The organism is Pseudomonas sp. BP8 (assembly GCF_017875955.1).
Lineage (GTDB): Bacteria > Pseudomonadota > Gammaproteobacteria > Pseudomonadales > Pseudomonadaceae > Aquipseudomonas.
Genome location: NZ_JAGINK010000001.1, coordinates 725,335 through 737,550, shown reverse-complemented (window position 1 = coordinate 737,550; position 12,216 = coordinate 725,335). Strand labels below are relative to the sequence as shown.

The 12,216-nt window shown below is 64.1% G+C and carries 14 protein-coding genes; 5 read left to right on the top strand and 9 right to left on the bottom strand.

The features are described 5' to 3' along the window. Positions 1–48 precede the first annotated feature (48 nt). On the top strand, positions 49–531 hold the full coding sequence (locus tag J3B00_RS03255) for a TIGR02444 family protein (protein WP_209863678.1): 483 nt from the start codon (positions 49–51) through the stop codon (positions 529–531). Here the strand turns inward: J3B00_RS03255 and J3B00_RS03250 are convergent. Next, positions 507–1,538, bottom strand: a complete 1,032-nt coding sequence (locus J3B00_RS03250) for an AlgP family protein (protein WP_209863675.1) — start codon at positions 1,536–1,538, stop codon at positions 507–509. The two genes, J3B00_RS03255 and J3B00_RS03250, sit on opposite strands and share 25 nt — an antisense overlap. A gap of 224 nt (positions 1,539–1,762) precedes the next feature. On the opposite strand from J3B00_RS03250, the gene J3B00_RS03245 reads away from it, so the two are divergent. Continuing rightward, positions 1,763–2,428, top strand: coding sequence for an FKBP-type peptidyl-prolyl cis-trans isomerase (locus tag J3B00_RS03245; RefSeq protein ID WP_209863672.1), 666 nt, complete (start codon positions 1,763–1,765; stop codon positions 2,426–2,428). 9 nt (positions 2,429–2,437) lie between these two features. Here J3B00_RS03245 and rsd read toward each other — a convergent pair whose 3' ends face one another. From rsd to J3B00_RS03210, 7 genes are all read right to left on the bottom strand, one after another. Then, on the bottom strand, positions 2,438–2,908 hold the full coding sequence (rsd, locus tag J3B00_RS03240) for a sigma D regulator (protein WP_209863669.1): 471 nt from the start codon (positions 2,906–2,908) through the stop codon (positions 2,438–2,440). Between the two features lie 230 nt (positions 2,909–3,138). Next, entirely contained in the window at positions 3,139–3,645 is a 507-nt protein-coding gene (locus J3B00_RS03235; protein ID WP_209863666.1) for a disulfide bond formation protein B, read from the bottom strand. Between the two features lie 220 nt (positions 3,646–3,865). Further along, complete coding sequence (locus J3B00_RS03230) at positions 3,866–5,104, bottom strand: heme biosynthesis protein HemY (protein ID WP_209863663.1); 1,239 nt, start codon at positions 5,102–5,104, stop codon at positions 3,866–3,868. Beyond that, on the bottom strand, positions 5,101–6,186 hold the full coding sequence (locus J3B00_RS03225) for a uroporphyrinogen-III C-methyltransferase (RefSeq protein ID WP_245362677.1): 1,086 nt from the start codon (positions 6,184–6,186) through the stop codon (positions 5,101–5,103). The genes J3B00_RS03230 and J3B00_RS03225 overlap by 4 nt, the downstream gene beginning before the upstream one ends. Positions 6,187–6,246: 60 nt before the next feature. Continuing rightward, entirely contained in the window at positions 6,247–7,014 is a 768-nt protein-coding gene (locus tag J3B00_RS03220; RefSeq protein WP_209863655.1) for a uroporphyrinogen-III synthase, read from the bottom strand. Then, complete coding sequence (gene hemC, locus J3B00_RS03215; protein ID WP_209863651.1) at positions 7,011–7,952, bottom strand: hydroxymethylbilane synthase; 942 nt, start codon at positions 7,950–7,952, stop codon at positions 7,011–7,013. Before hemC ends, J3B00_RS03220 begins: the two co-directional genes overlap by 4 nt. 113 nt (positions 7,953–8,065) lie before the next feature. Next, positions 8,066–8,815 (bottom strand): LytTR family DNA-binding domain-containing protein, encoded by a 750-nt coding sequence (locus J3B00_RS03210; protein WP_209863635.1) that lies wholly within the window; start codon positions 8,813–8,815, stop codon positions 8,066–8,068. Positions 8,816–9,127: 312 nt separating this feature from the next. On the opposite strand from J3B00_RS03210, the gene argH reads away from it, so the two are divergent. Beyond that, on the top strand, positions 9,128–10,522 hold the full coding sequence (gene argH, locus J3B00_RS03205) for an argininosuccinate lyase (RefSeq protein ID WP_209863632.1): 1,395 nt from the start codon (positions 9,128–9,130) through the stop codon (positions 10,520–10,522). A gap of 153 nt (positions 10,523–10,675) precedes the next feature. Here argH and J3B00_RS03200 read toward each other — a convergent pair whose 3' ends face one another. Continuing rightward, positions 10,676–11,335 carry a glutathione S-transferase gene (locus J3B00_RS03200; RefSeq protein WP_209863628.1) on the bottom strand — a complete coding sequence of 220 codons (660 nt, stop codon included), beginning with the start codon at positions 11,333–11,335 and terminating at the stop codon, positions 10,676–10,678. A 145-nt stretch (positions 11,336–11,480) separates the two neighbouring features. Here J3B00_RS03200 and J3B00_RS03195 point away from each other — a divergent pair, with 145 nt between their 5' ends. Together J3B00_RS03195 and J3B00_RS03190 are read left to right on the top strand one after the other, a co-directional pair. Further along, complete coding sequence (locus J3B00_RS03195) at positions 11,481–11,780, top strand: hypothetical protein (RefSeq protein ID WP_209863614.1); 300 nt, start codon at positions 11,481–11,483, stop codon at positions 11,778–11,780. A gap of 72 nt (positions 11,781–11,852) precedes the next feature. Further along, positions 11,853–12,098: a TIGR02647 family protein gene (locus J3B00_RS03190; RefSeq protein ID WP_209863609.1), complete on the top strand. Its 246-nt coding sequence runs from the start codon at positions 11,853–11,855 to the stop codon at positions 12,096–12,098. Positions 12,099–12,216 lie beyond the last annotated feature (118 nt).

Below are 12,216 nucleotides of genomic sequence, written 5' to 3'. Positions count from 1 at the left end.
TGGTCGCGGAGTCTACCAGCTTCCTCGGCCGCAAGCGCGAGTGGAACCATGCACATCGACCTGTGGAATCACGCCCTGGCCTTGTACGCAAAGCCTGGGGTGGAAGACGCCTGCCTGACCCTTCAGCAATGCGGCGGCGATGTCTGCCTGTTGCTCTGTGCGACCTGGCTGCAACTGCGTGGGGTGGCGCCGACGGCCGAGCGGGTGCAGGCGCTGCGTGACCTTGCCGAGCCCTGGCAGCGCGAGGTTGTCGTGCCCTTGCGCAAACTGCGCGTGCAATGGCGAACGGCATCGGCAAGCGACGCGCAGTTGGCGAGCTTGCGAGAGCAGATCAAAGGGCTGGAACTACAGGCGGAAAAAACCCTGCTGGAGCGTCTGCAGGAAGGCTCGCGGCAATGGCCCGCGGACTCGCAAGAGACCACGGACGACTGGCTCGCCCGGCTGATGCCAGGGCTGGGCCGCGACCACGACGCGCTGCATCAGCTGCGCGTCGCGGCGGTAGGGCTTCAGGAAGCCGACGACGGCGTTTGAGCGGGCGTGCTGGCCGGATCTGACGAGGTCGAAGCCGGTGTTGCCGAGTTGGTCGCGGAAGCCGAGGTGCTGGCCGCTTGAGCCGGTTTGGCTTCGGCTGGCTTGCTCTCTACCTTGGCTGCAGCAGGCTTGGCGGCGGCTTTGGCGGCTGGCTTGGCAGCCGGTTTTGCCGCAGCTGTCTTGGCGGGGGCCTTGGCGGCGGCTGGTTTGGCGGCGGCGGATTTCGCAGCGGGCTTCGCCGCAGCCGCTTTGGCTGGGGCTTTGGCAGCAACGGGTTTGGCCGCCGGTTTCGCCGCGGCAGTCTTGGCCGCTACAGGTTTGGCAGCCGGCTTGGCAGCAGCGGTCTTGGCTGGCGCCTTGGCAGCGGCTGGCTTGGCCGCGGTTGCCTTGGCCGGAGCCTTGGCAGCAACCGGTTTAGCCGCAGAACGGGCTGCCGGCTTGGCGGCGGCAACTTTGGCCGGGGCCTTGGCAGCAGCGGGCTTGGCGGCAGCCCTGGTGGCTGGCTTGGCGGCAGCAGTCTTGCTCGCGGCCTTGCTGGCAGAGGCTTTGGCCGCTGGCTTGGCAGCCGATTTGACCGGTGCCTTGCTGGCCGCTGGCTTGGCCGTGGCACGCTGATCAAGAGCCTTGGTCGCCGCTTCACGCACTTTGCCAACACCCTGGGCGAGCTTCAGGCTCTGCTGGGCATCGCGCTTGAGTTGCTGAATATAAATACGGGTTTCCGACTGGCGTTCCTTGAGCGAATCAAGCAAGCCTTCAAGTTCAGCGCCGGCTTTGTGCGCCTTGTTTTGCGCCTTGGCTTTGCCCGCCTTGGCGGCGTCCTGCAATTTCAAACGCGAGTTGTGCAGTTTTTCCTGCGCCTTGCCACGTTGTTTTTCCAACTTCGCCAACAGTTTCTCTGCATCCGCCAGCGCTTGCGAGCAGGCATCTTCCAGATGTTCGAGCAGGCTACCTGAAAGTTGCTGGAGCAGGTGCAACGGCGTACTTACTGGCTTCTTCTTGGCCGACATGGTTTACCTCCTGGCTGACGAGATTGCGGCTCATACTATGCTTCTGCTGCTACCGCCGCTAGGGCATGTGGACAGTATTATTAGCGCCGCGTTGCATGCCTGGGCAAAGTTGTTATCTTGCAGCTTCGTGCAAGTGTAGTTGGCCATTAAAGTATTGCTGATATTTACACAACGACGCAGTACAACGCTGGCATACTTCCAACTCTTCGCAGCCGGAGTCTAGCGTGCCTCGTCATCTTCTTATTGGCCTTTGCCTGGTGGCTCCCTTTGCCCTCGGCGCCCCTGAAAGCACCCCCGCCAACGACCAGGACCTGGCCTACAGTCTCGGCGCCAGTCTGGGCGAGCGATTGCGTCAGGAGGTCCCTGGCCTGCAGCTCGAAGCCTTGGTAGAGGGCCTGCGCCAAGCCTATCAAGAGCAACCGCTGAAGCTCGATCAGGCGCGCATGCAGCATATCCTGCAGCAGCATGAGGAGCAGGCCATGGCTGCCTCCGCGCAGGCTCAGGAGGCCAAGCTGCAAGCGGTGGAAACACGTTTCATGGCCAACGAACGCGCCCGCGCGGGCGTGCATGAATTACCCGAAGGCATCCTCTACAGCGAGCTGGTCGCAGGCCATGGCGCGCAGCCAACGGCTAACGGCAAGGTCCAGGTACGCTATGTGGGGAGGCTGCCTGATGGCTCGGTGTTCGACCAGAATCAGCAAGCCCAGTGGTTCAACCTGGATTCGGTGATCGAAGGCTGGCAGGTGGCGCTGCCGAAGATGAAAGCGGGGAGCACATGGCGCCTGGTGATCCCTTCGGCGCAGGCCTACGGCGCCGAAGGTGCGGGCGACCTGATCGCGCCCTATACACCGCTGGTGTTCGAGATAGAACTGCTGTCAGTCGCAGACTGACCCAGGCTATCAGGCCTGGACCGCGTCTTCTTCCTTGTGGGCGTTGTGCAGCACTTCGATGAGGCAGTCTTCGAGTTCGAAGCGCTCGTGCAGCAAGCCGCCGAGCTTGGCCAGTTTCTCGGCAAAGCGCTCGGGGTCGGTGCACTCACCCTTTTCGCAATGGTCGTTGAAGGCCAGGGCGATCTGCGTGCTGTCATCGATGCGCGGATTGATCTGCGTGGCCAGCTCGAGCGCGCCGGTGTCACCAAAGGCCTTGGCCTCGCTGACCAACTGCTCGCTGACTTCGAAGTGCCAGGCCGACACATAGTCGACCAGAATCGCGCAGAAATCGCGGCTCTTGTCTTTGTCGGCGAAGGCCGGCTTGGCGTCACGCAAGGTGCGAAACGCCTCGACCAACTCCTCACGCTCCTTCAGCCAGCGATCTATGAGCTGATGAACCCCGCCCCAACGTTCTTGAGCGTTCTGACAACTATCGAGCATGGCAGTTCTTCCCTTCTGGGTAGATGCCGCTGCACCTCGTTCCACAACTGTGCGGCACAAAGGTGACATCAGCAGGACGGCATCGAGCAGTTGTGTTTTCAGTGTCCGTGCAGGGAGATTATTCCCGTGCGTGCTGCCCATCAAGGTACGCATTGGACAAAGTTCATACAAGCGTTTCATCCGCGTGAGGGACGCCACTGGTCGAGCAAGCGCAGCTGCGTTGCGTCAGGTCAAAGCCGTGCAAGGTTGCGGAAACGATACGCCAGCAGGCGCGACAAGGGCAGCATCGCCAACAGCAGAAAGGCCAACAGGCTCCATTCGGGCAGCGTCAGGTCGAGAAAGCTCCAGGCCAGCGCACCGCAGTCGGGGCCGCCCAGCAGCAACACCTCAAATGCCTGGCGCCAACTGTGCTCGAACAGCGCACCGAGCGGCTGCCCGCAGGCGCCCATCAGCGCCTCACTGCCCTGCAGCCAGACATGCCGCGCCGCAAGCAACGCGCCGCCCACCGAGCAGCTCAGCGCCAGCCAGGCATACACACGCCAACCGGATCGCCCCGGGCCATGGATCAGCGCTATCAGACACACCAGCGCATACAGGCTCAACAGCAGGCGCTGGCTGTAACACAGCGCGCACGGCATCAGGCCCAGGCTGCTTTGCAGGCGCAAGGTCACGATCAGGATCGCCAGGGCAGCGAGCAAGCCAGGCAGGAAGAATGTACGAAAACGGGCCAGCGACATGGCGATGGGGTCCCGGGGGGAGTGGACGTGACTTGAAACGGTAGAGGAAAGGGTCACTTTGTTTCAAGGCAATACAGTAGGGACAAGTCTCTGATTGCCAAGGAAAGATTGTAATTGCGCGTAGGAAACTTCCGAAGGCGGGACTGCTACGTAAGCAAAGTCGAGTGGAAAAATCCTTCAACCCACGGCCTGCGCGGGTTTGCGCAGGCCGTGGGGTGGATCAGGCTCGGATGCCGTCGGGCAACGGCAGCGCCAGCAGGCGCTCGTCGAGCAAGCCCAGGCCTTCCTGGAACAGCTGGTTGCTCCGCTCGACCTCGCCGAGGCTGGCAAGCAGACGAGCCAGCTCGGCACAGGTTTCCGGATTGCGTTCCAGGCGCAGGCTGCTTTCGAGGTAGTCGCGGGCCTTGCCCCAGAGGCGATTCTGCAGGCTCAGGCGACCCAGGGTCAGCAGCAGACTCGGGTCTTGCGGGTGCTCCTTCAGCCAGCCTTCGGCAGCCTGCAGCTGGCGCGTCGGGTCATCACCGCGGACCAGGCCATACAGCCGCGCCAGGTGGCTCTCGTAGTGGCGTTTGAGTGATTCGCGCAGGACCTTCTCGGCTTCACCCTGGGCGCCCACCTGGCGCAGCTGTTCGGCGTAGGCCAGGACCAGCTGCGGCTCCTGCCGCTGGGCAGCGGTCAGCTGCTGCCAGGCACGCTCCAGTGCTTGGCGGGCGGCCGGTGCGTCTTCGCCGCGGGTGACGGCAAGATTGAGGTTATGGCCCCAGGCACGCTGCTCCAGTTGGGCCAGCTCGGCAGTCGAGAGCACCTTGCCCTTGCGCAGCTCCGGCAGCAGGCGGATCAATGCCGACCAGTCGCCCCGCTCCAGGTACAGCCGCTGCAGCAAGCGCAGCACCTGGCCGTTGTGCGGATGACGCTCGTGCATCGCCAACAGGGTTTCCAGCGCGCCGTCGACATCGCCACGATCCATCTGCAGTTGCGCATGGGTCAAGGCAACCGCGAGCTCAGCCTGCGGCTGACGCTCGAGGGCACGCTCGAGCAGGTTGTCGCTGTCTTCGGTACGGCCCAGCTCGTTGGCCGCGCGGGCGGCGCCGAGGTAATACAGCAGCGGCTGGCGCTCGGCCTCGGCGGCCCGATGCAGGTGGCGCTGGGCGCTGGCCCAACGGCCCTCGGCGAGGTCCAGCTGGCCCTGCTCGACGGCAATGCGGGTACGCCGCCGGCGGTTACGCCGTGACCACGGATTGACCGCCCCGGTGGAGCTCAGCACCAGGCCAACCAGGTAGCGCAGCAGCCACAGCGCCAGCACCAGGCCGAGCAAGCCGCCCAGCGCAGCCCACAGGCCAGACTGGTAACGGAAGCTGCCGTAGGAGATCAGCACGTAGCCACTGTGCTGGGCCACGGCGATGCCCAAGGCTGCGGCCACCACAATCGCCAGTACCGCGAGCAGGTAGACGCGTTTCATGGTTTGCCCCCTTCAGCATCGGCTGGCAGGTGACGCCGCTGGATGTAGGCCTGCACGGCGGCCAGGCTTTCACTGAGGTCTGGGGTGACCACCGAAACCGGCTGCTCGGCCAGCGCGTTGAGGCTGTCGAGCATGGCCTTGCTTTGCGGGTTGTCGGCGTTGAAGTTGGCCAGCAGCACGCTGCGCGCATCGTCCAGGGCCTGGGTATAGACCTTGGCCTCGCCGTTGAGGGCGGCCCACTGAGCCTGTTCGATGGTCAGGCTGAGGGCCAGGCGCAGCTGATTGAGCGACTGCCCGGCCAGCAACGGGCGGACGTTGTCGTCGGCATCGAAGTCGATCTGGAAGTACTTGGAGATCTCCGCCCACCACTGCGACCAGCGACTGGCGCCGTCGCCATCGTTGGTCAGGGCGCCAAGGGCGTCGGCATTACTGTCGAACTCGGGCGACTGCGCACTCAACTGCTGAACCTGCTCGCGCTGGGCGGCGAGTTTCAGGAACAGGCCGGTGCGGTCCGGCTGCTGGGTGCTGCCGAGGGTGGCCAGGCTGCGCGCCAGTTGCTCGCGGGCGGCAAATGCGCCCGGGTCGCTCTGCTCGCGCAGGATCTCGTCGGCGCCTTCGACCAGGGCCTTGGCGCTGGTGATGTCCTGCAGTGCCGACAGGCGCAGGGTAGCCAGGCGCAGCAAGTGCTCGGCCTCGGCCAGGCGCCACTCCTTGCGGCTCTCGCCCATGACGGTGTCCAGGCGCTGGCTCAGCCGTTGCTGGTCGCCCTGCAACTGCGCGACCAGGCGGCGGCGGTCTTCCAGCTCACTGGCGGCCGGCAGGCTGGCAAGCTGCGCGCTGATCTGCTGATCACGCTGCTGCAAGACCGTGGCCTGTTCACTGAGGGTTTCAAGGCGCTGGCTGTGGCCTTGCTCGCTACCTTGTAGCTGGCGTACCTGCCAGACACCCCAGCCGCCAACGGCGACCCCGGCGGCACCCAGCAGCAAGGCCAGCACTGCCAGGCCGTTGCCTGAGCGCTTGACCGGCGTGGCGACAGGCGTTTCAAGCGCATCGGGCGCTTGCAGCTTTTCATTCTGGGGCAAGACCGTTTCGCTCACGTATCCATCCTTTGCATGGGGGCGCGTCGCTCTGAGCTTAGCGCCTTAAGAGGCAGGTGCAGCGCTACGCTGCACGGCTGCCAGCAAGGCCGCGGCACTCGCGCCACGGCAATCCACAACCTGTAGGGCACCCGCCGCACGGGCCTGATCGGCAACTCGCGGGCTGGGCACGAACAACGGCAAACGCGCCAGGCGCGGCCAATCTGCAGCCGCCATTCGCAGCAAGTGTTCAAGACCCTGCCCACTGCTGACCACCAGGCCGTTGAGGCGTTCCCGTTCGACTTGGCGGATCAGGGTGCCGGCCGGGTAATCCGGCAAGCGGCGACGGTACAGTTGCAGATAATCGACACTAGCACCTTGCTCTGCAAGACGCTCCGCCAGCAGTTCGCGACCTCCGACGCCACGGACGATGAGCACCCGCGGTGCAGAGCAGGCGATAGCCTGGCGCAAATGGGCCAGGCCGAGCAAGGCTTCGCTGTCATCGCCTGCACTGGGAAAGGCCACCTGCAAGCCAGCGTCCTGGAGCACCCGCGCAGTCGCCTCGCCGACGCTGAACCAACCTGCGGTCGGCGCCTGCAGCCCAGCCTGGGCAAGCCCTGCGAGCAACAGCCGGGCCGCCGGCTTGCTGACCACGATGCGTGCCTGATAGCCCGCCAACGCGCTCAGCCGCTCGATCTCGGGCTGTTCCAGGGCGACCGGTTCGATCGCCAGCAGGGGCAAGCTGCTGCTGGCAATGCCTGCGCCAGCCAGGCTCTGCGCCAGTGCCGCACAGTCCTCTTCAGGCCGGGTCAGCAACAGGCGCCAGTGGCTCACGGGTGGCCGGCCTCACCGTAGACTTCCTTGAGGATGGCTTCAGCGCCCTGGCCCAGCAGGTCTTCAGCGACCTGTACGCCAAGTGCCTCAGCCGCGGTGCGCGGCGCACGTGCCTCGGCGACCAGCAAGGTACCGCCGCTAGGTTGACCGACCAGGCCGCGCAGCCACAGCTGCTCGCCTTCGAGCACCGCGTAGCAGGCAATCGGTACCTGGCAGCCGCCATTGAGGTGCTTGTTGAGGGCGCGCTCGGCCACCACCCGGTCGGCAGTGTCGAGATGGTGCAGAGGGGCCAGCAAAGCGTGAATCTCGCTGTCGGCGCTACGGCATTCGATACCGACCGCGCCCTGGCCGCCGGCGGGCAGGCTGTCATCGACACTGATGCTGGCACTGATGCGGTCTTCGAAACCAAGGCGGATCAGGCCGGCGGCGGCCAGAATGATCGCGTCATACTCGCCGGCATCGAGCTTGGCCAGGCGGGTGTTGACGTTGCCGCGCAGGAAGCGGATTTCAAGATCTGGCCGGCGCGCCAGCAACTGGGCCTGGCGGCGCAGGCTCGAAGTGCCGACGATACTGCCTTCAGGCAGTGCCTCGAGGTTGGCGAAGGTATTGGAGACGAAGGCATCACGCGGGTCTTCGCGCTCGCAGATGCAGTACAGGCCCAGGCCCTCGGGGAAGTCCATGGGCACGTCCTTCATCGAATGCACGGCGATGTCGGCTTCGTTGTCGAGCAGGGCAGTTTCCAGCTCCTTGACGAACAGCCCCTTGCCGCCGATTTTCGCCAGCGGGGCGTCCAGCAGCTTGTCGCCGCGGCTGACCATGGGCACCAAGGTGACGACCAGGCCTGGATGAGCCTGCTCGAGGCGGGCTTTGACGTATTCGGCCTGCCACAGGGCCAAGGCACTTTTACGGGTGGCAATGCGGATTTCGCGAGTGGACATGAAACGCCCCGATGCAGAGAAATGCCGCCGATGATAACAGCTCCTCCGGGTCTGCCAGCAGACTCAGGTCAGGTATCGCCGGCGCCGCCTTCGCGGGGCTCACAGCACACCGTTCAGTGCAGCCCCTGCATCATTTTGCGTACGCCCGCCACATGCCGCCGGCTCACGGTCAGCGCATCGTCGCCCAGCCCTTTCAGATAAAGTTGAAAATGCCCCAACGGGGTGCGCTGCAAGCGCTCGATACGCTCGCGGGCGACCAGGGCGTTACGGTGAATCCGCACGAAACGGTCGCCAAATTCGTCTTCAAGGGCCTTCAGCGGCTCGTCCAGCAGTACTTCACCAGCCTCGTGGCGCAGGGTGACGTATTTGTGGTCGGCGATGAAATAGATCACCTGCGCCAGCGGGATCAGCTCGATGCCCTTGCGGGTTCGCGCGCTGATATGGCTGCGCGGGTTGCCGCCGCCTTCGTTGGCCGGCCGGGTGAGTGCCGCCAACTGGGCACGGTTGGGCTTTTCAGCTTTGCGCAGGGCATCGCGCAGGGCCAGCGGCTGGACCGGCTTGGTCACGTGACTGAGGGTGCTGTCCTTGAAGGCCTCGCTGCCGTATTCATCATCACCGGTGCAGAACACCACCGCTGGCGGCGCTTCGCGTTCGCACAGGCGGGCGGCGACCTGCAGGCCATCCAGGCCCGGCATGCCGATATCCAGGAGGACCACATCGGGCTTGAGGCTGTCGATCAGGGCCAGGGCCTCCTCGCCATTGGTGGCGCTGGGCTCCAACACGGTGTAGCCCTCCTGCCCGCCTAGCAAGCGGATGAGCTCCTCGCGGGCTTTGGGTTCGTCATCAACGATCAGGACATTCATAATTGCGCTGGATTCCTGAATGAGTCTTGCACAGGTTAGAGCGTAGACAGGTGTAGGTAGACCCACACTGCGGTCACGCTCTAGACCGATGCAATGGCCAAAGATTCACTGGTCCGGCAGATTCACTGCCAGCCCTTTGTCCAACTGTAGACGGTCCTTAGAACACTGCCGTTCAATCGTTGAATATCCTCACCGGCAACTTTGCCGCGGGTTTTCTGACGATTTCAATCGACCGGCGCCCTGCGGCAGCCCGCGCAACCCTGCTATTATCGGCGCCACTTTTTATCGTTCACGCCTTCAACGAGTGAATCCATGAGCACCGACAAGACCAATCAGTCCTGGGGCGGCCGCTTCAGTGAGCCAGTCGACGCCTTCGTCGCCCGTTTCACCGCCTCGGTCGACTTCGACAAGCGCCTGTACCGCCACGACATCATGGGTTCGATCGCCCACGCCACGATGCTGGCGCAGGTCGGCGTCCTCAGCGATGCCGAGCGCGACACCATCATCGATGGCCTGAAGACGATCCAGGGCGAAATCGAGGCGGGCAACTTCGACTGGCGCGTCGACCTTGAAGACGTGCACATGAACATCGAAGCGCGCCTGACCGACCGCATCGGCGTCACCGGCAAGAAGCTGCACACCGGCCGTAGCCGTAACGACCAGGTGGCCACCGATATCCGCCTGTGGCTGCGCGACGAGATCGACCTGATCCTCGCCGAGATCACCCGCCTGCAGCAGGGCCTGCTGGAGCAGGCCGAGCGTGAAGCCGAGACCATCATGCCCGGCTTTACCCACCTGCAGACGGCTCAGCCGGTGACCTTCGGCCACCATCTGCTGGCCTGGTTCGAAATGCTCAGCCGCGACTACGAGCGCCTGGTCGACTGCCGCAAGCGCACCAACCGCATGCCGCTGGGCAGCGCGGCGCTGGCCGGCACCACCTACCCGATCGACCGCGAACTGACCTGCCAGCTGCTGGGCTTCGAGGCCGTCGCCGGCAACTCGCTGGACGGCGTCTCCGACCGCGACTTCGCCATCGAATTCTGCGCCGCTGCAAGCGTGGCGATGATGCACCTGTCGCGCTTCTCCGAAGAGCTGGTGCTGTGGACCAGCGCCCAGTTCCAGTTCATCGACCTGCCTGACCGCTTCTGCACCGGCAGCTCGATCATGCCGCAAAAGAAGAACCCGGACGTGCCGGAGCTGGTGCGTGGCAAGACTGGCCGCGTCTTCGGCGCCCTCACCGGCCTGCTGACCCTGATGAAAGGCCAACCGCTGGCCTACAACAAGGACAACCAGGAAGACAAAGAGCCGCTGTTCGACGCCGCCGACACCCTGCGCGACTCGCTGCGTGCCTTCGCCGACATGATCCCGGCGATCAAGCCGCGCCATGCCATCATGCGCGAGGCCGCACTGCGCGGCTTCTCCACCGCGACCGACCTGGCTGACTACCTGGTGCGCCGCGGCCTGCCGTTCCGTGATTGCCACGAGATCGTTGGCCATGCGGTGAAGTATGGCGTCGACTCGGGCAAGGACCTGGCCGAGATGAGCCTGGACGAACTGCGTCAGTTCAGCGACCAGATCGAGCAGGATGTGTTTGCCGTGCTGACCCTGGAAGGTTCGGTCAATGCGCGTAATCACATTGGCGGGACAGCGCCGGAGCAGGTGCGTACGGCTGTGGTGCGCGGTAACGCGTTGCTGGCTTCGCGCTAAGCCTTGGCTGAGATTCTGGGGCTGCTTTGCGGCCCTTTCGCGACACAAGGCCGCTCCCACAGGGACCGCGCATGACTGAAAAGCACCGCGGTCCCTGTGGGAGCGGCCTTGTGTCGCGAAAGGGCCGCAAAGCAGCCCCAACAATCTCAATGATCAGCGCTTGCTGCTGATCATCTGCAGAAACCCCGGCATCGCCGCGTCCTTGTCTGCACGAATCTTCGCCATGTGCGGATTCGTCCCCATCAATTCCAGCAGCGCCCTGGCCTGCGGGAAATCCTCCAGCAAGTCCAGGTTCAACACCTTCTTGCCCACCGCATACGCCAGGTCGACCGAGAACACGAACATCAGGTCGGCAATGGTCATCTGCTCACCCGCAACATACGGCGCGAACTTGCCCGTGCGCTTGAGCGTGGCAAACCCTGCCAGCAGATCGCTGCGCGCCTTCTCCTTGATCAGCGGCTCCACCGCCTGCCCGAAGAACGCCTCGGCATAGCAGGTACGCGCCGGCAGTTCGATATACAACTCGATCTCCTTGAGCAGCTCCCGCACCTTGGCCTGGCCGAAGGCATCGGCCGGCAGCAGCGCCGTGCCCGGCTGGGTCTGCTCGATGTAGTCGAGGATCACATTGGTTTCACTGATGAAACCGTGCTCGGTCTCCAGCACCGGCACCTTGCCGCGCGGACTGATGGCCAACGCCTGTGGGGTCTGACCGGCGAAAAACAGCACTTCCTCGAACGGCAGGCCTTTTACCAGCAGGGCCAGCTTGACCATGTTGTAGTAATTGCTGACCGAGAATCCATGAAGCTTGAGCATTGATACAGCCTCCAGGCCGTGAGGGGATGGCTCGGCTGTTATAGCCGCAAGCCTGGGCCATGGCCAGCGTCATGCACGGCGTCGATGGCCGGGCATTGCCGGCACGGGCATGGCAAACTACCCACCTCACTACAGGAGCACTGCCATGAGCGAACCCCGCGACATCGACAGCAACGAGGACGAAGACTTCGCCGAGGCCACGCTGACCCAAGCCATCGAGAACCAGATCGAGAGCGGCGAGCCGCCGGCTGCCAAGGCCACCTTCAACAAGCTGACCCTGGTCGGCTACGAGCGTGAAGACATCCTCAATCTGATGGCCCACGTGCTGGCCATCGAGATCGACGCCCTGCTCGACGAAGACCGTCCCTTCAACACCGAGTGGTATGAAGAGGCCCTGCGCGCCCTTCCCGAGCTGCCACCTGAGCAAGATCAAGGCAACGACTGAAAAGCCTGACTACACTCGAGGATCAGGCACCGCCAGCGGTGCCCCATCCTTGTCTGGAAGTCAGGAGTTGCCATGTCCCTTACCCCCGAGCTGATCGCCGAACTGGAAGTCCTTGCCCTGTTCAACCTGGACAGCAGCCAGGAAGGCATCCAGGTTCATAACACTGCTTCCCCTGCCCTGATCGCCGCTGCCAAACGCCTGCACGAAAAAGAACTGACCGATCAGCCTGATGGTGGTTACCTGACCAGCCTGGGGCGTGATGCGGCCGAGCATGTGCAGGGCCTGCTGATCATTCTCAAGACACCAGAAACCGCTTGATACCAGATCCTGTTGGCGGGCTGCCTGCGCGGGCCTCTTCGCCGGGCACGCCCGCTCCTACAGGGTTCCACTAAATCAATGCGCTAGCGTTTGTTGTATGAGAACGGCTTGGCCCCGC